The organism is Oxalicibacterium flavum (genome assembly GCF_014635065.1).
Classification (GTDB): domain Bacteria; phylum Pseudomonadota; class Gammaproteobacteria; order Burkholderiales; family Burkholderiaceae_D; genus Oxalicibacterium; species Oxalicibacterium flavum.
This window is the reverse complement of the sequence record NZ_BMCG01000004.1, coordinates 339,577-360,427: the sequence shown is the minus strand read 5'-3', so window position 1 is coordinate 360,427 and position 20,851 is coordinate 339,577. Positions and strand designations below refer to the sequence as shown.

Below are 20,851 nucleotides of genomic sequence, written 5' to 3'. Positions count from 1 at the left end.
TTACGGGTGCCTTCAAAACCAGCTATAGTATCAGGTTGACCCGTTTAAACCTCCCGCGCGGCTTCACAAAAATCGCGTGGCGGCCGAACCAGCCTGACTGAAAGAGTGAATGGAAGAAATTCGTATCCGGGGTGCGCGCACGCACAACCTCAAGAACATCAATCTGGACCTTCCCCGCAACAAGCTGATCGTGATCACCGGTCTGTCCGGCTCCGGCAAGTCGTCGCTCGCCTTCGACACGCTGTACGCGGAAGGCCAGCGCCGCTACGTCGAATCGCTGTCGGCCTATGCGCGCCAGTTCCTGCAGCTGATGGAAAAACCCGATGTCGACCTGATCGAAGGCCTGTCGCCGGCGATCTCGATCGAGCAGAAGGCGACCTCGCACAATCCGCGCTCGACGGTCGGCACCGTGACCGAGATCCACGACTACCTGCGCCTGCTGTACGCGCGCGTCGGCACGCCCTACTGCCCCGACCATCCGGAAAAGCCGCTCGCCGCGCAATCGGTATCGCAGATGGTGGACGCCGTGCTGGCGATGCCGGAAGACACCAGGCTGATGATCCTGGCGCCCGTGGTGGCGAACCGCAAGGGCGAGCATCTCGACCTGTTCGAGCAGATGCAGGCGCAGGGCTTCGTGCGCTTCCGCGTGCAGAGCGGCACCGGCAATGCGCACATCTATGACGTCGATGCGCTGCCCAAGCTGAAGAAGGCCGAGAAGCACACGATCGACGTCGTCATCGACCGCGTCAAGGTCAAGGCCGACATCAAGCAGCGCCTGGCCGAAAGCTTCGAGACCGCACTGCGCCTGGCCGAAGGCCGCGCACTGGCGGTCGAGATGGACAGCGGTGCGGAACACCTGTTCTCCAACAAGTTCGCCTGCCCGGTCTGCGGCTACGCGCTGCAGGAACTCGAGCCGCGCCTGTTCTCGTTCAACAACCCGATGGGCGCCTGCCCCGAATGCGACGGCCTCGGCCACATCGAATTCTTCGACCCCAAGCGCATCGTCGCCTTCCCCAACCTGTCGCTGGCCAGCGGCGCGGTCAAGGGCTGGGACCGCCGCAACCAGTTCTACTTCCAGATGCTGACGGCGCTGGCCGATTTCTACGAGTTCGACATCGACACGCCGTTCGAGAAGCTGCCGCAGAAGGCGCAGGACGTGGTGCTGTTCGGCTCCGGCAAGCAGAAGCTGCCGTTCAGCTACATCAACGAGCGCGGCCGCGCCGTGGTGCGCGAGCACGAGTTCGAAGGCGTGGTCAACAACCTGCAGCGCCGCTATCGCGAAACCGATTCGATGGCGGTCAAGGAAGAACTCGCCAAGTTCATCAACGAGAAGGAATGCCCGAGCTGCGCCGGCGCGCGCCTGCGCGTGGAAGCGCGCAACGTGAAGGTCGGCAGCGGCCGCCAGCAGCGCGCGATCTACGAAGTGGCTGCCACGCCGCTGCGCGACACGCTGTCCTTCTTCCAGAACCTCAAGCTGACCGGCGCCAAGAAAGAGATCGCCGACCGCATCATCAAGGAAATCGTCTCGCGCCTGACCTTCCTCAACAACGTCGGTCTCGATTACCTGTCGCTCGAGCGCAGCGCCGACACCTTGTCCGGCGGCGAGGCGCAGCGCATCCGCCTGGCGTCGCAGATCGGCTCGGGCCTGACCGGCGTCATGTACGTGCTCGACGAACCGTCGATCGGCCTGCACCAGCGCGACAACGACCGTCTGATCGCCACGCTGCAGCACCTGCGCGACATCGGCAACAGCGTGCTGGTGGTCGAACACGACGAGGACGCGATCCGCTGCGCCGACTACGTAGTCGATATGGGCATCGGCGCCGGCGTGCACGGCGGCGAGGTGATTGCCGAAGGCACGCTGAAGGACATCCTCAAGAACAAGAAGTCGCTGACCGCGCAGTACCTGAACGGCACGCTCGCGATCGAGGTACCGAAGAAACGCACGCCGCCCAATCCGAAGAAGCAGTTCGTCATTACCGGCGCCACCGGCAACAACCTCAAGAACGTCACGCTGGAACTGCCGGTCGGCCTGCTGACCTGCGTGACCGGCGTGTCCGGCTCCGGCAAATCGACATTGGTCAACGACACGCTATACCTGGCCGCCTCGCGCCACCTGTACGGCTCGCAGGCCGAGCCGGCCGCGCACGAATCGATTTCCGGCCTCGAGCACTTCGACAAGGTGATCTCGGTGGATCAGGCGCCGATCGGCCGCACGCCGCGCTCGAACCCGGCGACCTATACCGGCCTCTTCACACCGATCCGCGAACTGTTCGCCACCGTGCCGCAGGCCAAGGAGCGCGGCTATTCGGCCGGCCGCTTCTCGTTCAACGTCAAGGGTGGCCGCTGCGAAGCCTGCCAGGGCGACGGCGTGATCAAGGTCGAGATGCACTTCCTGCCGGACGTCTATGTGCCGTGCGACGTCTGCCACGGCAAGCGCTACAACCGCGAAACGCTGGAAGTCGAATACAAGGGCAAGAACATCACCGAGATTCTCGAGATGACGGTGGAGGAAGCGCACGAATTCTTCAAGCCGGTGCCGGTCATCGCGCGCAAGCTGCAGACCCTGCTCGACGTCGGCCTCGGCTACATCCGCCTCGGCCAGAGCGCGACCACGCTGTCGGGCGGCGAGGCGCAGCGCGTGAAACTGTCGCTGGAATTGTCCAAGCGCGACACCGGCCGCACGCTCTACATCCTCGACGAGCCGACCACCGGCCTGCACTTCCACGACATCGCCCTGCTGCTCAAGGTCATCCATCGCCTGCGCGACCAGGGCAACACGGTGGTCATCATCGAGCACAACCTCGACGTCATCAAGACGGCCGACTGGCTGATCGACCTCGGTCCCGAAGGCGGTGCAGGCGGCGGCCAGATCATCGGCAGCGGCACGCCGGAAGACCTGGCGAAGAACCCGGACAGCTTCACCGGCAAGTACCTGGTGCCGCTGCTGAAGAAGAAGTGACGATGGCGAAACACCTGCGCATCCACGGCATCGTGCAAGGCGTCGGCTATCGCGCCGGCTTCGATGCGCAGGCACGCGCACTCGGCCTCTCGGGCTGGGTCCGCAATCGCCGCGATGGTTCGGTGGAAGCCATGATTCGCGGCAACGATGCCTCGGTGCAGCAACTGATCGCATGGGCGCATCACGGTCCGGCGATGGCACACGTCGATCATGTCGACGTCAGGGAATCGGACGACAGGCAGATCGGCGCCGACAGCTTTGCGATTCGTCCCACCAAATAAGCGGCCCACAATACGACTGCCGGAATGAGTCATACAGGACAGGAAAGCGAACGATGTTCGCTTTTTTATTTTCTGCGCCAGCGCCATGCCTGTGCGCTGCGCATCGTTCCCGACTGGGTGCTGGCGGTGCACTGGCTTTTCTAGGTTTCTTCTTTTTTCAGTCTGCCATTTCTGCCAGTCGGCGAGTACAAGGTTCTTTACGATCCGGCACGTGCCAGCGGCAACTCCACCGTGAATCGCGTCCCCCGCACACATCCGCCATCGGCAGCTTCCTGCCAGCGCAATGTGGCGCCCAACCGGTCCGCCCGATAACGCATGTTGTGCAACCCCTTGCCGCCGTCCTCGCGCGCCGCTCCGGAAAATCCGTCGCCGTTGTCGCTGATGCAGATGCGCGCATGCATCGCATCGGCATCGGTCGCAAAAACGATCTCGCTGGCGCCGGCATGCTTGACGATATTGGTCACCGCTTCCTGCACGATGCGAATCAGGTGCATCGCATGCCCCGGCGTCAGCCATGGCAGCGGCGGCAGGGCTTCCGGCTGCCAGCGCAGTCGTATGCCGGCGGCGTCCAGCCGCGGCTGCAGGCGGAAACGCAAGCCGGCCAGCAATACGCTGATATCGGAACCGACCGGCTCCAGCGAGTCGATCGTCAGGCGCAATTCGTCGATCGAATCCTGCAATGCCGTCTTCAGCTGCGCGGACTGCACATCGCCGCGATCGACCATGCGCATCATGCCGACCAGCGCGCCGCCCAGGCCATCATGCATGTCCTGCATCAGCCGCTGGCGTTCGCGGCTCAGTAGATCGCGTTGCTCGACCTCGCGCAGCCTGGCATAACTTTCGGCAAGTTCGGTTTCGCGCTGCTGCAGGCGCTGCGCCAGTAATGCACGGCTTTGCTCCAGGTGTTCGATGCCGTTCAGATAGCGCTGCAGGATGATGCAGGCGAACACGACGAAGAAACCCATCTGCGCCAGCGGCAGCAGATACAGATGCTCGACGCTGATCCGATAACCGTGCAGCATCAGGTCGTGCACGCCCAATGGAATGCCTGCCAGTGCGATCAACGCCAGCAGCAGCCCGGCGTTCTCGCGTTCCCGCCATGCCGCGTACAGCGCAAACCCGCATGCCGGAATGGCGAACAGCAGTACCAGCAGGTAGACGTAGGGCGACAGGGAAACAATGGCCTCGCTGCTTTCCAGCAGTGGCAACGTCGCCACGCTGTGCAGCACGACGCTGGCAATCATGCAGCGTTCGAGCCAGCGATAGCGTCGATGACACAGGCGAAAATTGAAGATCAGGATGACGGTCGCCAGCCAGTTCACCGCATTCACGCTCATCCAGCCATACCAGGCGGCAGAAATCAGGCCGGTGTTCAGCGGCGTCACGTAATGCAGATGCCTCCCCGCAAAGCACAGCGATGCGAGGAAGCACAGCAGATACAGATGTTCATGCCGGCGCTTGTACCAGACACCGAGACAGAAAAGACCCAGCGCGAGAAAGGCGATACCGGTCGCCAGCAGCAGATAGACCTGCAATGCCGTACGCGTCTGGTAACGCCAGCCCAGTTCGGATCGCGTGCCGATCCACGCTGTCGAGAGACCGGCGCCGGCTCCGTGCACACTGTCCATCCGCAACAAGAGGACTTGCGGCCGCGTTGTCAGCTCCGGCGCATTCAGCGCTACCCACAACGGCTGGTTGAAGCCGTTCCATACCGGATCGCCGGACGAACGCCACAGCAGTCGATCGTCTCCGTACAAGGCGACTTGCCCTACCGTTTGCCAGCGCGGTAAATAGAAATACAGCTCGGACTTGTTTTTTGCCAGTTGCGGATCAAGCGTGAAGCGGTACCAGGTTGTCTGCGTCTGCAGCTCCGCCATCGCTCCCGGCGTGCGCTGCATGGCGGTGTCCGGCAAATCGACCTGCTGCCATCCTGCGTCGGGCAGCGGCGGTACTATTTTTCCTGGAACCGGCAATGACGTTTTATCGAACTGGATCAAGCGTTCGGTGCGAACGACATGCTCGGCATGCGTTGCATCCGATGCTGTAGCGTCGACTGTTGCAGCATCGGCTGCCGCAGCACATCCGCTCGCGCAGAGCAGCCAAAACAACAGGCACAGGCGGGCAATCGTCATCGTCCGCGCCGCTGCAACAGACCCTGGCGATAACCGGCATCGATCGCCTCCACCTTGGAGCAGACGCCGAGTTTCTTGTAGATGCGCCGAACGAAGGTATGCACCGTCGTGGCGGCGATGCCGAGATATGCCGCCGTCTCGATCATCGTATAGCCCAATGCCATGCGCTCCAGCACCTGAATCTCGCGCGCAGACAGACGCTCCTTCCCTTCGCACTCGCTGACCATCGGCGCCGCCCGCAAACGCCGCAGCAATTGCCGGGCGATCATCGGGCTGACCGGGCTGCCGCCGGCATGCACATTGCGGATCTCATCGACCAGCAAGGCCGGCATCGCATCCTTCAACAGATAACCGGACGCGCCGGCCTCGATGGCGGACAGCACCTTGTCCTCGTCTCCGAAGACGGTCGCCACGATCACCTCGCATGCCGGCCAGCGGCGCCGCGCGGCACGGATCACATCGATGCCGGAACCGTCAGGCAAACCGAGATCGACGATCATCACATCGGCCACTGCCGCCTCCAGCAGCGCCATGCCTTCCGCCTGCGTGGCGGCAACGGCGGCAAGGACGACGTCCGGCGCGTCTGCCAACGCATTCCGGACGGAATCGCGAAACAACACATCGTCTTCCACCATGGCCACTGCAATCATTTTTTCCGCCTCCCCGCAGAGCTTGCAGTGTAGCTGAAACCGGCATTGCCCTGCCCCTTTGCGCCGGCTCTTGTCCTCTGTTTAGGGGACAGACAATGCCTTGTCGAATCAATATAGTTCGGCGATCAATCAGCGCATCGGCCGACCGGCCGCAGGAAGGAAGACATGACCCGCAATTCCAGACATCAGGCAGATCAACCAATCTCCTTCTGCGGCAGCTCGCCAAAATCCAGACCGTTGCCATCCACCTTCGACAGCGGATTCGTCGGGGTGAAGCCGCTGTTCAGTCTTGCCGCATTTACATGCATGCTGCTGGCCGGCAGTCCGTCGCATGCGCAGACACTCGGCATTGCCTATGGCGGCGGCGGCGCTTCCGGCTCGCCCGGCAACGGCGTGGCGGCCGGGGGAATCGGCGGCAATGCCGGCGTCTCCGGCCCCACTGCGGGCTCCGATTCCCGCAGCGGCAATGGCGGCGGCAACGGCGGCACCGCCTTGAGCGGGTCGCCGGTCAGCGGCGCCAATGGCGGCAATGCCTACGATGGCAGCGGCATGGAGGATGCCGATGGTGCCGGCGGCGGTGCGGGCGGTTTCGGGATCGTGTTGTCAAACGCCAGCGGCAACTTGAACAGCAATGCCACCATTACCGGCGGCACGGGCGGCGTTGGAGGATGGGGTAGTTACGGCGGCGGCGGTGGCGGCGGCGGCGGGTCGGCGCTGTATGTGGAAACCAACTCCACCGGCACATCGTTGACCGTCAATGCTGCCATCACGGGCGGCGCCGGCGGGGTCGGCGGCACCAGCGGCGGCGGCGGCTACAACACGACGTCCGGCGCCGGCGGCAACAGCAGCGGCAGCGGTGGCAGCGGCGCCGTCGGGAATAACGGCAGCGGCGGTGGCAGCGGTGGCGGTGGCGGTGGCGGCGTTCAATTCGTTTCCACGGCATCCGGCACAACGACCATCACGAATAATGGGAGTGTCACCGGCGGGAATGGCGGGAATGGCGGCAGAGATGGCGGCGGCAATGGTCGGGGCGGCAATGCCGGCAACGGCGGCAATGGCATCGCGTTGTCCGGCAGCCAGATTCAACTGACCAATGCTGGCAGTATCGCGGGCGGCAATGGCGGTCAGCCAGGCCCGTGCGACACTTTTTGCACCGGCGGCGCGGGAAGCGGCGGAGTGGGCGGTGTCGGCCTCGTCGTCAGCGGCGGCGGCAATACCATCGTCAACAGCGGCAGCATCAGCGGCGGACTTGCTGCCAACGGCACGACGCGCGCCAATGCCATGACGCTATCCGGCGGCGGCAACACGCTGGAACTGCAAGCCGGCTATACATTCAATGGTAACGTGGTCAGCAGCAGCGGCACGACCAATGGCGGCGATACGCTGGTATTGGGCGGCAGTGCCAATACCAGTTTCGACCTTTCCCAGATCGGCCTCCAGTACCAAGGATTCAACAACTTCCAGAAAGCTGGCAGCAGCACCTGGATCGTCACCGACAGCACGGCTACAGCATGGCAGATCACTGGCGGCACGCTGCAAATCGGCAACGGCGGCACCTCCGGCGCAATCAGCGGCAACATCATCAATGACGCTTCGCTGGTCTTCAATCGCAGTAATGCATTGACATACAGCGGCGTCCTCAGCGGCAGCGGGAACCTGATCAAGCAGGGCGCAGGCATACTGACACTTTCCGGTGTCAACATCTATACGGGCGATACCAACGTCAGCAGCGGCATCCTGCGAGCCGGCTCTGCCAACGCATTCGGTGATGGCAGCGCGACAACCGTCGCGAGTGGCGCGACACTCGATCTGAATAACTTCAACCAGACGCTCGGTTCGCTCGCCGGCAGCGGCAACCTGAGTCTGGGCTCCGCGCTGCTCACCGTCGGGAACAATGCCAGCACGACCTTCTCCGGCATCATTTCCGGCACTGGCGGCTTGAACAAACAAGGCAGCGGTACGCTGACGCTTTCCGGCGCCAATACCTATTCCGGCAGCACCACCGTCAGCGGCGGCACGCTGCAAGCCGGTGCCGCGAATGTGTTCGACAACGACAGTTCTGCTACCGTCAATGCCGGCGCAACGCTCGATCTGAACAATTTCAACCAGACCCTCGCTTCGCTCGCCGGCAGCGGCAACCTGAAGCTGGGGGCGGCACTGCTCACCGTCGGGAACAATGCCGACACGACCTTCTCCGGCATCATTTCCGGCACCGGCAGCCTGGACAAGCAAGGCAGCGGCACGCTGACCCTTTCCGGCGCCAATACCCATTCCGGCAGCACCACTGTCAGCGGCGGCACGCTGCAAGCCGGTGCCGCGAATGTGTTCGGCGACAGTTCTGCTACCGTCAATGCCGGTGCAACGCTCGATCTGAACAATTTCGACCAGACCCTCGCTTCGCTCGCCGGCAGCGGCAACGTCATCCTGGGTTCCGCACAACTTGCCACCGGCAACAACACCAGTACGAATTTTTCCGGCAGCATCGCCGGCACTGGCGGCCTGACCAAAACCGGTAGCGGCGTACTCACGCTTTCCGGCGCCAACACCTATGGCGGCGATACGATCATCAGCAACAGCACGCTGCAGATCGGCGATGGCGGCACGACCGGTTCCGTGACGGGCAACATCGTCAACGACGCCGCGCTGGTTTTCAATCGCAGCGACGACCTCGCATACGGAGGCGATATCAGCGGTGCCGGTTCGCTTGCGCAGAACGGCACGGGCAGGCTCGTCCTCACAGGCACCCACAGTTACACCGGCAACACCGTCGTTTCCGCCGGCACGCTGTCGGTCAACGGATCGATCGTCTCCGCCACCCGCATCCTCAACGGCGGCATGCTGGGCGGCACCGGTACGACAGGAAACGTCCATGTGGAAAGCGGCGGCACGCTGGCGCCGGGCAATTCCATCGGCACCCTCACCATCGACGGCAATCTCTCCTTTGCCCCCGGTTCAATCTATCGCGTCGAAGCCGATGCGGCGGGCAACAGCGATCGCGTCAATGTATCTGGCACGGCGCTGCTCAACGGCAGCGTCATGGCCTTGCCGGCGTCCGGCGATTACGCGACCAACACGCGCTATACCATTCTGAATGCGGGCGGCGGATTCAACGGCACGAGTTTTTCAGACGTATCGTCCGATCTGGCCTTCCTGACCCCCGACCTTTCCTACGATGCCAACAACGTCTATCTGCGCCTGAGGCGCAACGACATCGCGTACGCGAGCATGGCCAGCACGCGCAATCAGGTGGCAACGGCCGATGCCTTGCAGCAGGCATCTCTCGATCCTTCCGGCGACATGGGCGCCGCACTCAATGCCGTCAACAATCTGTCGGCAGCACAGGCACCCGCCGCCTACGACCGGATCGGCGGTGCCGGCCTGGTCGCCCTGCGCCGGGCGGGATCGTCGTTTGCCGCAGGTCTTGGCAACCAGATCCAGGCACGCCTGAACGCGGTCGGGACAGTGGCATCGGCACAATCGATCAACGGCATGCAACTGGCGGCCAACGATCGCGTTGCCGACTTATTACCGACGCTGGCACAGGCAGACACGGAGAAGTTCACGCTGGCAGGCGGCATCCCGGCCGAGAACACGCAACACGGCTTCTGGCTGCGCGGATACGGCACGCATCAGGAAACCGATAGCGACGGCAATGCGGCAAGTACGCGACTGAAGGAAGCCGGCATCAGCGTCGGCGTGGATGCCAGAGTGCGGGATGATCTGGTGATCGGCGCCGCCTTCAGCCACGGCGATGCGGATGTGCGCGCCACCTTCGAGGAAACCGGCAAGTCGCGGGGCAATGCAGTGGCCGTCTATGCAAGTTATGCCAGCGGGCCATGGAACATCGCCGGACATCTGACACTAGCGCGCCATGCCAACAACATGCAGCGCCGCATCCAGATCGGAACGCTCGACCGTAACGCCAGCGCGCGTTTCGACAGCAAGACGATTGCCGCCTACGGAGAAGCCTCCTACGACGTGCGACAAGACGGCTGGAAGCTGCAGCCGCTGGCAGGACTCGCACTGATGCACGGCAAGACCGATGGCTTCACCGAAACCGGCGCAGATGCCTTGAATCTGCAAGTCGATGCGCAAAGCACGACCTCCATCAGGACACTGATCGGCGCCAAGGCGCTATTCGAACTGAAGAACGGCATCAGCCTGCAACCGCGCGCGATCTGGGCGCATGAGTTCGGCGACGTCAACAAGGGCATGACGGCGCAGTTGCAAGGCGCACCGACCATTGCCTTCACCACCTATGGTGTCGATCTGCCGCGCGACGCGCTGATTGCCGGACTGACCGTGGCCGGCAAACCGGGCGAACGGCTGTCGCTGTTCGCCGACGTGCAGGGCGAGTTCAACGCCAGGCAAACCAATCTGGGGTTGCTGCTGGGCTTGCGGGCAAGCTGGTAAGACCGGCGGCACTGGCATTCATATGAAAGCGAACCGCATCGGTTCGCTTTTTTTTGCCACCTGCCCCTTCACTTCGGCAAACCCAGCCACAATCCCAGCGGCACGAACACCACCGATGCCAGATTGCCGAGCAGGACGATGGATGCCACCTTGTCCGGCTCCTGCCGGTACTGCTCGGCCATCATGAAGCAGAACACGGCCGGCGGCAGTGCGGCGAACAGGTACATCTGCCCGCGCTGTTCTGGCGTCAGGCCCAGCAACTGATCGAGCAGGCCGGCCACCGCCAATCCCGCGAGCGGACAGACGGCGGCGCCGACCAGGCCGATGTGCCAGCTCTTCAGGCTGACATCGACCATGCGCACGCCGAGCGCGAACAGCATCAGCGGAATGCAGGCATCGCCCAGCATCTTCATGGCGAAGAACAGCGGCTGCGGCAACGGCACGTGGATGGCGGCGAACGCGGTGCCGAACAGCATGGCGACCATCATCGGATTGCGCAGGAACTGCCAGCGCGAAGCGCGGATCGGCGTGTCGCGCGTACCGCTTTCGAGAATCTTGATGCCGACCGAGAAATAGACGAGGTTGCAGGCCATGAACAGCGCCACCGCCGAACCGAGGCCGGCAGTACCGAAGGCCAGCACCGCCAGCGGCAGGCCCATGTTGCCGCAGTTGTTGTACATCATCGGCGGCACGAAGGTGCGCACGTCGTAGCCGAACAGCCGCGCCACCGGCCATGCCAGCAGACCCGAGCCGAGCGAGATCAGCGCCCCGGCCAGGATCAGCACGCCGTTGTGCACGAGGTCGAAATCCTTGGCCGCCAGTGCCGTGAAGATCAGCAGCGGGCACAGCACGTCCATGCTGACACGGTTGACGGCGCTCATGTCGGTGCGGACGGCCTCGCCGCGCAGACGCGCATAGCCGTAACCGAGCGCGATGATGATGAGCACCGGCAGGATGATGCCGAGGATGCGTTCGAAGATTTCCATGATGTTCCGCTACATGAAAAATGCCGGAACGGAGAAGCCCGTCCCGGCACGCGTCAGCTTACTGCATATCGCTGCTGCACGTGACGCTCAGGGGCGCGGCAGGTCGTAGCGTTCGAGGAAGCCGCAGCCATGGACCGGCAGCGCTGACGGAATGCGGTAGTAGAGCTCGGCCACCGTCTTGAGGATGCGCTCGCGATAGACCTCGTAGTTGAAGTTGGTGCCGTCCGCATACCAGAACGGCACGCCGTCGATCTCGAAGCGATGCACGGTCACCGTCGAGAAGTATGGCGTCAGGTCGGCGGCATCGATCGCGCGGCGGTCGAAGATGCGGATGGTCTTGCCCGCATAGTCGCGGAAATCGATCAGCAGATCATCCTGGCGCGCATGGAACTTGCCCTGGCCGAAGGTCGGCCAGTATTCGCCGGCGTGGTACGAGAGGATGGAAGACGGTGTGAATGCGCGCCCCATGACGATGCCGTCCTGCGGCAGGTCCTTGCGCAACGTCGCCACGATGCTGTCGGTCTCGCGATGGAACACGATGTCGTCGTGCAGCGTATGGCCCTGCCACAGCGAGGTCGGCAGCAGGATCAGTGCCAGCAGGAACAGCAGCGGCGGCACCGTGTAGAGCGCGGTCCAGATCGCGTAGCGGCGCAGGTCGCGCGCACCGGCCACCATGCCGAGGAACAGGAACACAAAGGGCATGAAGCCGAGCACCCAGTGCAGGCCGATCGACTTCTCCATCGAAAGGATCAGGAACAGCGCGAACGGCACCACGAACAGCACCACCAGTGCGCCGTGCTGCCACAGCGCGCGGCCGGAACGCACGATGCGGATCAGCGCCCACGGCGTGATCAGATAGACCATCATCGCCAGATACTGGCCGACGGTGGCCAGCGACCATTGCGCATCCTCGTTGCGGTTGATGAGGTTGAACATCACGTTGGTCCAGCAATGATGCGCATTGAAGACGACGGTGATGGCGAACAGCGGCGCCGAACACAGTGCGATGATGATCAGGTTGATCCAGCCATTGCGCGAACGGCACAAATAGACGAAGTAGGCGATCGCCAGCAGGCCGGCGAAGTACTTGGACAGCAGCGCGCCGCCGAGGAAGACGCCGGCGGCCGCGAACCACAGCCGCTTGCCGGACAGCGTGCCGCGCACGAAGCTGTAGCCCGACAGGAACGTGAAGAAGATCAGCGGCGTATCGGTGGTCACCAGGTTCAGCAGCAGCGTGAACGGCAGCAGCAGGAACAGCGTGCCCATCCACCATGCCGCGCCCTCCTGCGACGGCGCCATGCGCTTGAGCAGATCGACCATGCCGAGCGCGATCAGGCTCCACAGCAGCACGGTGAAGAAGCGGATCGACAACGGACTTGGCGAAATGCCGTTGAGCACGTAGAGCAGCCAGCCGACCATCGGCGGGTGATCGGAATAACCCCAGTCGGGAAACACGCCCCACTGATAGAAAAACGCTTCGTCGCCCGTCATCGGGAAGGCTGCCGCCAGCCACATCTTGAGCAGCAGGGTGACGACGAACACGCGGAAGAACACCTTGCGCGCGTGCACCGGGTCTGCGTCGGCATAGAGCGAACGCGTCAAATCCAGATTCATTCGATTCCTTGAAAACTCTTATTGCGTGCGCGGTTGCCGCACCTTGTTACTGCACACCCTATTACTGCGCTTTCATCGCCAGCACCAGCACACCGGCCACCACCAGCGCCACGCCCACGATCTTGTATACGCTGACCGATTCGCCGAGCAGGAAGATGCCGGCCAGCGTGGTCAGCACCACGCCGAGCGAGATCAGCGGATAAGCCATGCTGACCTCGAGCTTGCCGAGCACCAGCAGCCACAAGCCCGCGCTGGCGCCGAAGCACGCCATGCCGCCCCAGATCAGCGGACTGCAGAGCGCCGGCCAGATCACGGCACGCAGCCCCTGCGCCAGCGCCTGCTGGATGACCGGCGTCGACATGCCCATCTTGAGCAGCACCTGCGCCAGCGCCGTCAGGCAGACGCAGAACAGGGCCAGGCCGAGCGCGCCGAACTGGCTCATTGCCAGCCTCCGAACGAGGCGGCCAGCGCCACGCAGGCTACCAGAAAGCCGACGATCCAGCTGGTGCGGTCGGTGATCGCGAACAGCAGCGGATCGTCGTGGATTTCCATGCGCGAGATCTTGAGCCACAGGCGCATGATCCAGAACAGCATCAGCGGCAGCAGCAGCCACAGGATGTCGGACTGCGGATAGAGCTCACCGCTGTCCTGACGGTCGATGTAGAGCGCCATCAGCATCACGGCGACGAAACCGCTGGCGATGCCCATCGAGATCAGGTACGACAGATCACTGGTACGGTAGCCGCGCCCGGCGGCCGAGGTGCGGCCATCCTCGTTCATGAATTCGAGTTCGGCGCAGCGCTTGACCAGCGCCAGGCTCAGGAACATGAACAGCGACACCGCCAGCAGCCAGTTGGAAATCACCACGTCGCTGACCTCGCCGCCGGCCAGGATGCGGTGTGTATACAAGGTGGCGAGCACCAGCACATCGACGATCGCCAATTGCTTTAAGCGCGCCGAGTACAGCAGCGTCACCGTCACGTAGAGCAGCATCAGGCCAAGGAAAGGCAGCGATATCCAGGCCGCCAACAGCAGCGACAGCGGCAGCAGCACGCAGATCAGCGCGCCGCCGAATGGAATCGACAGCCGTGCCGAGGCGAACGGCCGCTGCTGCTTGCGCGGATGCGCGCGGTCCGAGGCGAGGTCGAACAGATCGTTGATGACGTAGGTGGCCGAGGCGCACATGCCGAAGGCGACGAAGGCCAGCAGCGTGATCAGCCAGCGCGCACCGTCAAGCTCGTGCGCCGCCAGCAGCGGCACGAAGATCAGCACGTTCTTGGACCACTGGTGCAGGCGCAGCGCCTTGAAGGTCAGCAGCAGCGGCACCGGACGCGGCTCGATCACCATGACCGGCGTGCGCAGCGCGCGAGCGCGTCGCACGATGGCGGCCGGCGCATTGACGACGATGACTTCCGACGCCTGCTCCCATACCGCCAGGTCGGGACGGCCGTTGCCCGCATAGGCGAAGCTGCCGCCGGCATCGGCCTGGATCGCGCGCAGCTTGGCGCTCGATTTGAGGTTGGTGGCCTCGTCGCTGCCGAGCACGGCATTGAAAATGCCGACGTGATCGGCCACCTGCTGCACCAGCCGACGGTCCGAGGCGCTGGCCAGCACCAGCCGGCGCCCGGCCGCGTGCTGCACGCGCAGCCAGTCGAGCAGTTCCTGGTTGTAGGGCAGCAGCGAGACGTCGAGCGTCACGCGCGCGGCGATCTGCGCCTTCAGATAGCCGCGCCCGCGCAGCAGCCACCACACGCAGGCGAACAGATAAAGAGGGCTGCGTTTGATGAGAAGCAGGAAGGACTCGAACAGCAGGTCGCTGTAGGTCAGGGTGCCGTCGAGATCGACATAGACCGGCGGCGCGTCCTTGTGCAGGATCGTGGCAACGGCGTCACCCTCGTCCGGCGCAGGCACCGAAGACGCGGCATGAGGCAGATTGTCGGGGGAAACGCTCAAATCACCACCTGGAAACAAGGTTTGGGGTTCGGGGACGGGCCGGGATCGTCCCGATGGCGCCGGCGGCTGCCATCTTCTTGCCTTTCATGACGAACGGCGTCCTCGCCCACCCGTTCCACGTGGCCGCGAATCGCCACTGTCGGCGTCCGCCATGGTCCGGCCGGCAATTTTCCGACTTCGGGTCGGTAGCGTCAACCTTTGCGCAGAGGGACGCCACCGTCAACCCGGGCAATCCTTGCGCAATGCGTTCGCGGACAAAGATGCCGCTGTCATTTTTATGCCGCGCCATTCTATTTAGTTTATATCTGGCAGGTTTTTTGCTTTACGAATTCAGCTATACTTTGGGAATGACCGCTCCCACAGCACCCCATTCCGATTCGCCCCCTCGCCTCGATGCCACGCGCGTCGCGCGCGCGCTGCAATACGCAGACACGACGCTGCAGATCGAGGCCGAAGAAATCATTTCCTTGAAGCAACGCATTGCCAACGACAGTGCGCCTTTTGTCCGTGCCGTCGAACTGCTGCTGCATTGCGAGGGCCGCGTAGTGGTCTCGGGCATCGGCAAGTCCGGCCACATTGCGCGCAAGATCGCTTCCACGCTGGCCTCGACCGGTACACCGGCGCTGTTCGTGCACGCGGCCGAAGCCTCGCACGGCGACCTCGGCATGATCACCGCCAAGGATGCGCTGATCGCCATCTCGTATTCGGGCGAAGCCGCCGAACTGCTGGCGATCGTGCCCATCATCAAGCGCATGGGCGCCACACTGATTGCCATCACCGGCAACGACGCCTCCAGCCTCGCCAAGCTGGCCGACGTGCACCTTAACGTCGGCGTGCAGAAGGAAGCCTGCCCGCTGAACCTCGCGCCCACCGCCAGCACCACCGTCACGCTGGCACTCGGCGACGCGCTGGCGGTCGCGCTGCTCGATGCGCGCGGCTTTGGCGAAGAGGATTTCGCGCGCTCGCACCCGGGCGGTGCGCTCGGCCGCCGCCTGCTGACCCATGTCCGCGACGTCATGCGCACCGGCGACGCGGTACCGACGGTCGGCGTCGACGCCACCGTCTATGCCGCCCTGCTCGAAATCAGCCGCAAGGGCATGGCCATGACGGCCATCGTCGATGGCGACGGCCGTGCCATTGGCGTCTTTACCGACGGCGATTTGCGCCGCCTGATCGAGAACGTGCAGGATTTCTCGAAGATGACGATTTCCGAGGTCATGCACCGCAATCCGCGTAGCGTGCAGCCCGAGCAATTGGCGGTCGAGGCGGTCGAACTGATGGAACAGTTCCGCATCAACCAGTTGCTGGTGACAGACAGCCAGCAGCGTCTGGTCGGCGCCCTGCACATTCATGATCTGACCCGCGCGAAAGTAATCTAAGATGAGCGCCGCCTCCCTGCCCGCTGCCGCCGCCAGCGCCGCCATGAACGCCGACGCCGTGGCACGCGCCGCGCGCGTGCGCCTGATGATTTTCGATGTTGACGGCATCCTGACCGACGGCAGCCTGCATTTCGGTACCGATGGCGAAACGATGAAGACCTTCAACGTGCTCGACGGCCACGGCATCAAGCTGCTGCAGCAGTCGGGCGTGGCAACCGCCATCATCAGCGCGCGCCAGTCGCCGATCGTGCTGCGCCGCGCCACCGATCTGGGTGTACAGCACGTGTTCCAGGGCGCGCACGACAAGCGCACCATCTTCGACTCCCTGCTGAACAAAACGGGCATGCAGCCGGAGGAGTGCGGCTTCGTCGGCGACGACGTGATCGATCTGCCCATCCTCTCGCGCGTCGGCTTTGCCGCCAGCGTGCCGAACGGCCACCCGGAAGTGCGCAGTCGCGTGCACTACGTGACCGAAGCCGGCGGCGGACGCGGCGCGGCGCGCGAACTGTGCGACTTCATCATGCGCGCGCAGGGTACCTATGAGGCGGCTTTGGCGCCGTATCTGGCATGAAGAATCTCCGTCCGACCCATACCCTGCGGCTGGTGGTGCTGGTCGTTCTGGCCGCGGCGCTGGCGCTCGGCAGCCTGTGGCTGGTGGAAGTCATGCGGCGCCAGACCGACAACATCCTGCCGGAAACCGCGCGCACCGATCCCGACTTCTATGTCGAGAAATTCAATTTCGTGCGCATGGGGAAGAATGGCGAGGCGCGCTACAACCTGACCGGCTCGCAAATGCAGCATTACCCGGCCGACGACTCCTATCTGGTGCAGAATCCGATCATGCACAGCTACGGCACCGACCGACCGCCGATGGTGAGCCGATCCAAACGCGCCACCGTGCAGAACAACAATACCGAGGTGCACATGTATGACGATGTGCACATCGACCGGCCGCCGTCGCCGACCTCCCAGCATTTCCAGTTGAAGACGTCCTACCTGCTGCTGCTGCCCGACGAAGACATCATGAAGACGCCCAAGGCCGTTGAATTGCGGCTCGGCGGCTCCATTCTGAATGGTGTCGGCATGGTGGCCAACAATGCAACCGGCGAATTCTCGCTGTCCGGCGACGTCAAGGGCATGTATCAGCCCGCTGTCAGGAAAAACTGAACGCCGCCTTGGCGGCGCCCAACCAGAGACATTCCATGAAACGACTTCTTTTCTCCGCCCTCGTTCTTGCTGCCCTGCTCACGGGCGCAGCAGCGCATGCCGAAAAGGCGGATTCGACCAAGCCGACCAACGTCGAAGCCAACAAGATGGAATACGACGACGTCAAGCAGATCAACGTCTTCACCGGCGACGTGGTCCTCACCCGCGGCACCATCCGCATGACCTCGGCGCGCATGGTGGTACGTCAGGATCCGGAAGGCTACCAGTTCGTCACCATGTACGCGCCGCCCAACGGACTCGCCACCTTCCGCCAGAAGCGCGATGGCGGCAACGACCAGTGGATCGAGGGCAAGGCCGAACGCATCGAATACGACGACAAGACCGAGATCATGAAGCTGTTCGTGCGCGCCGAAATGCGCCGCCTCGAAAGCGGGAAATCGACCGACGAGGTACAGGGCGAATACATTTCCTATGACACGCGTGCCGAATTCTTCACCGTGCACAACACCGCCGACGGCAGCAGCAAGGAAGGCGGCGGACGCATCCGTGCCGTGATCCAGCCGCGCAACGAGGCAGGAGCCCAATAAGATGTCGAGCAAACTGATCGTCAGCGGATTGCAGAAGAGCTATGGCGCACGCCAGGTCGTGCGCGATGTCGGCCTGCAGGTCGAGAGCGGCGAAGTGGTCGGCCTGCTGGGCCCCAACGGCGCCGGCAAGACCACCTCCTTCTACATGATCGTGGGGCTGGTGCCGTCGGACGCCGGCGTCATCGAACTCGACGGTGTCGACATTTCGCGCCGCCCCATCCACGAGCGCGCCGTGCTCGGCCTGTCCTATCTGCCGCAGGAAGCCTCGGTATTCCGCAAGCTCAGCGTGGAAGACAATATCCGCGCCGTGCTCGAACTGCAGCGCATCAACGGCAAGTCGCTCAATCGCGAACAGCTCGAACAGCGGCTCGATACATTGCTGGCGGACCTGCAAATCGAAAAGCTGCGCGAGAACCAGGCCATGTCGCTGTCGGGCGGCGAACGCCGCCGCGTCGAGATCGCGCGTGCGCTCGCCACCAATCCACGCTTCGTGCTGCTCGACGAACCGTTCGCCGGCGTCGATCCGATCGCCGTCATCGAGATCCAGCGCATCGTGCGCTTCCTGAAGGAACGCGGCATCGGCGTGCTGATCACCGACCACAACGTGCGCGAGACGCTCGGCATCTGCGACCGCGCCTACATCATCAACCAGGGTGCGGTGCTGGCAAGCGGCCGTCCCGACGACATCATCGAGAACGAATCCGTGCGCCGTGTCTATCTCGGCGAACACTTCCGCATGTAATCGGGAAGACAGGGGCTCATGAAGCAATCGCTGCAATTACGCGTTTCACAGCATCTGGCGTTGACACCACAACTGCAGCAGTCGATCCGGCTGCTGCAGTTGTCGACGCTCGAACTGCATCAGGAGCTCGAACAGATTCTCGCCGAGAATCCGATGCTGGAACGCACCGACGATCCGCTCGATCATGCCACCCGCCTGCTGGCCGACGGCGCCATCGGTGCGCCTGGCGTGGCCGGCGACGGCGCAGGCGATGCGCCGGCGCCGGCTGCGGATGGCGAAGCCAGCTACGAAGCCGGCGATGCCCCCGAACAGGCTGCCAGCGAACCCGACTGGAGCTTCGACGATGTGGCGCGCACTTCCAAGGCACCTGAAGATGACGACGGCCGTCCGCAACTGGAGGCACATGAAGTCACCCTGCGCGAACACCTGCTCGAACAGGTTTCGCTGACGGTACGTGAGTTACGCGACCGCGCGCTGCTCGAACTCATCATCGATGCGCTCGACGACAACGGTTATCTCGAGGAATCGCTGGAAGAAATCCACGCACGCCTGCCCGAGGAGCTCGAGATCGAGCTGGAAGAACTGCACATCGCGCTGACGCTGCTGCAAAGCTTCGATCCGGCCGGCGTCGGCGCGCGCAATGCGTCGGAGTGCCTGGCGCTGCAGATCAAGCGCTTTCCGAAGGTGCCGTTCGTCACACGCCGCATGGCGCTGGAAATCGTCGAGCATCATCTGCCGCTGTTCGCACAGCGCGATTTCAACAAGCTGCGCAAGGCACTCAATTGCGACGACGAAGACCTGCGCGAGGCACAGGCCGTCATCAAGCAATGCAATCCGCATCCGGGAGCACCCTTCGCGGGAGACACATCCGACTACGTGGTGCCCGACGTCATCGTCAAGCGCACGCGCAACGGCTGGCAGGTCATGCTCAACCACGACGTCATGCCGCGTCTGCGCGTCAACAGCATGTACGCCAATATTCTCAAGCAAAGCAAGGGAGAAGGCTCGCTCGGCGCGCAGTTGCAGGAAGCCAAGTGGCTGATCAAGAACATGCGCCAGCGCTTCGATACCATCCTGCGCGTGGCGCAGGCCATCGTCGACCGTCAGCGCAATTTTTTCTCGCACGGCGCGGTCGCCATGCGCCCTCTTGTCTTGCGCGAAATTGCTGATACACTGGGTTTACACGAGAGCACCATTTCTCGGGTGACCACGCAGAAATACATGCTGACACCGCACGGAATGTTCGAGCTGAAATATTTCTTCGGCAGCCACGTGGCAACGGAAACCGGCGGAGAGGCATCGTCCACTGCAATACGCGCATTGATCAAGCAACTGATAGGAGCCGAAGACCCGAAAAGCCCATTTTCCGATAGCAAGATTGCAGACATGCTGGCGGAACAGGGAATGGTCGTCGCCCGACGCACCGTCGCAAAATATCGCGAAGCCCTGAAGATTCCTCCGGTCAATCTGCGCAAGTCGTTGTAGATAACGTCCTTTGCAGTTTTTGTTCTACCTTGCTGTGTTCCCGCAGCCTCAAGGTGCGGCGAACCTCCAGTGAGTTCAAATAGGAGCACTCTGTATGAACCTCACCATCAGCGGACATCATCTCGAACTGACTCCAGCCATTCGCGAGTACGTGCATGGAAAACTGGAACGCATCAAACGACATTTCGATCACGTCATCGACATTGCCGTCATCCTGACGGTCGACAATCTCCCAGAAAAAGAGAAACGCCAACGGGCGGAAATCAATCTGCGTGTACGCGGCAAGGACCTGCATGCGGAAAGCATCGCAACCAATCTGTATGCCGCCATCGATACCCTGATCGACAAGCTCGACCGCCAGGTGATCAAGTACAAGACCATGCAGCAGAAACACCAGCACGACACCATCAAACGCATGCCGGATGCATCGGAGGCAGCCGCTTCCTAGGAAGGGGAATCAGGCCCCAGAGGCCAGCGGAGACAAGGGGCGCATGATGCGC

16 protein-coding genes are annotated in these 20,851 nt (G+C 63.1%); 10 read left to right on the top strand and 6 right to left on the bottom strand.

All coding sequences use genetic code 11. The features are described 5' to 3' along the window. Positions 1 to 109: 109 nt before the first annotated feature. Together uvrA and IEV38_RS12120 are read left to right on the top strand one after the other, a co-directional pair. On the top strand, positions 110 to 2,962 hold the full coding sequence (gene uvrA / locus IEV38_RS12125) for an excinuclease ABC subunit UvrA (protein WP_188396453.1): 2,853 nt from the start codon (positions 110 to 112) through the stop codon (positions 2,960 to 2,962). Positions 2,963 to 2,964: 2 nt separating this feature from the next. Beyond that, positions 2,965 to 3,243 (top strand): acylphosphatase, encoded by a 279-nt coding sequence (locus IEV38_RS12120; protein WP_188396452.1) that lies wholly within the window; start codon positions 2,965 to 2,967, stop codon positions 3,241 to 3,243. A gap of 197 nt (positions 3,244 to 3,440) precedes the next feature. On the opposite strand, the gene IEV38_RS12115 is transcribed toward IEV38_RS12120, so the two are convergent. Together IEV38_RS12115 and IEV38_RS12110 are read right to left on the bottom strand one after the other, a co-directional pair. Then, on the bottom strand, positions 3,441 to 5,156 hold the full coding sequence (locus IEV38_RS12115; RefSeq protein WP_188396451.1) for a sensor histidine kinase: 1,716 nt from the start codon (positions 5,154 to 5,156) through the stop codon (positions 3,441 to 3,443). Between the two features lie 215 nt (positions 5,157 to 5,371). Beyond that, positions 5,372 to 6,025 carry a response regulator gene (locus IEV38_RS12110; RefSeq protein WP_188396450.1) on the bottom strand — a complete coding sequence of 218 codons (654 nt, stop codon included), beginning with the start codon at positions 6,023 to 6,025 and terminating at the stop codon, positions 5,372 to 5,374. 306 nt (positions 6,026 to 6,331) lie between these two features. Here IEV38_RS12110 and IEV38_RS12105 point away from each other — a divergent pair, with 306 nt between their 5' ends. Then, a complete protein-coding gene (locus IEV38_RS12105) occupies positions 6,332 to 10,438 on the top strand; it encodes an autotransporter outer membrane beta-barrel domain-containing protein (RefSeq protein ID WP_188396449.1) in 4,107 nt (1,368 codons plus the stop codon). A 68-nt stretch (positions 10,439 to 10,506) separates the two neighbouring features. Here the strand turns inward: IEV38_RS12105 and IEV38_RS12100 are convergent, their stop codons facing one another. The 4 genes from IEV38_RS12100 to IEV38_RS12085 all read right to left on the bottom strand — a co-directional run bounded on the left by IEV38_RS12100 (position 10,507) and on the right by IEV38_RS12085 (position 14,991). After that, complete coding sequence (locus IEV38_RS12100) at positions 10,507 to 11,424, bottom strand: AEC family transporter (RefSeq protein ID WP_188396448.1); 918 nt, start codon at positions 11,422 to 11,424, stop codon at positions 10,507 to 10,509. A gap of 87 nt (positions 11,425 to 11,511) precedes the next feature. Next, positions 11,512 to 13,038: an ArnT family glycosyltransferase gene (locus tag IEV38_RS12095; protein WP_188396447.1), complete on the bottom strand. Its 1,527-nt coding sequence runs from the start codon at positions 13,036 to 13,038 to the stop codon at positions 11,512 to 11,514. Positions 13,039 to 13,099: 61 nt separating this feature from the next. Next, positions 13,100 to 13,480, bottom strand: coding sequence for an SMR family transporter (locus IEV38_RS12090; RefSeq protein ID WP_229729017.1), 381 nt, complete (start codon positions 13,478 to 13,480; stop codon positions 13,100 to 13,102). After that, positions 13,477 to 14,991: a UbiA family prenyltransferase gene (locus IEV38_RS12085; RefSeq protein ID WP_229729016.1), complete on the bottom strand. Its 1,515-nt coding sequence runs from the start codon at positions 14,989 to 14,991 to the stop codon at positions 13,477 to 13,479. The genes IEV38_RS12090 and IEV38_RS12085 overlap by 4 nt, the downstream gene beginning before the upstream one ends. Before the next feature lie 347 nt (positions 14,992 to 15,338). On the opposite strand from IEV38_RS12085, the gene IEV38_RS12080 reads away from it, so the two are divergent. The 7 genes from IEV38_RS12080 (at position 15,339) to hpf (ending at position 20,799) form a co-directional block, all read left to right on the top strand. Beyond that, positions 15,339 to 16,370 carry a KpsF/GutQ family sugar-phosphate isomerase gene (locus tag IEV38_RS12080; protein WP_188396445.1) on the top strand — a complete coding sequence of 344 codons (1,032 nt, stop codon included), beginning with the start codon at positions 15,339 to 15,341 and terminating at the stop codon, positions 16,368 to 16,370. A gap of 1 nt (position 16,371) precedes the next feature. Beyond that, positions 16,372 to 16,941 (top strand): KdsC family phosphatase, encoded by a 570-nt coding sequence (locus tag IEV38_RS12075; RefSeq protein WP_371869874.1) that lies wholly within the window; start codon positions 16,372 to 16,374, stop codon positions 16,939 to 16,941. Then, the gene (lptC, locus tag IEV38_RS12070; RefSeq protein ID WP_188396444.1) at positions 16,938 to 17,537 is read left to right on the top strand and encodes an LPS export ABC transporter periplasmic protein LptC; all 600 of its coding nucleotides are present in this window, start codon (positions 16,938 to 16,940) and stop codon (positions 17,535 to 17,537) included. Before IEV38_RS12075 ends, lptC begins: the two co-directional genes overlap by 4 nt. Positions 17,538 to 17,572: 35 nt before the next feature. Beyond that, positions 17,573 to 18,124: a lipopolysaccharide transport periplasmic protein LptA gene (gene lptA, locus IEV38_RS12065; RefSeq protein WP_188396443.1), complete on the top strand. Its 552-nt coding sequence runs from the start codon at positions 17,573 to 17,575 to the stop codon at positions 18,122 to 18,124. 1 nt (position 18,125) lies between these two features. Continuing rightward, positions 18,126 to 18,866 (top strand): LPS export ABC transporter ATP-binding protein, encoded by a 741-nt coding sequence (gene lptB, locus IEV38_RS12060; protein ID WP_188396442.1) that lies wholly within the window; start codon positions 18,126 to 18,128, stop codon positions 18,864 to 18,866. Between the two features lie 18 nt (positions 18,867 to 18,884). Then, positions 18,885 to 20,351, top strand: a complete 1,467-nt coding sequence (locus IEV38_RS12055) for an RNA polymerase factor sigma-54 (RefSeq protein ID WP_188396441.1) — start codon at positions 18,885 to 18,887, stop codon at positions 20,349 to 20,351. Between the two features lie 94 nt (positions 20,352 to 20,445). Beyond that, on the top strand, positions 20,446 to 20,799 hold the full coding sequence (gene hpf, locus IEV38_RS12050) for a ribosome hibernation-promoting factor, HPF/YfiA family (RefSeq protein ID WP_188396440.1): 354 nt from the start codon (positions 20,446 to 20,448) through the stop codon (positions 20,797 to 20,799). Positions 20,800 to 20,851: the final 52 nt, after the last annotated feature.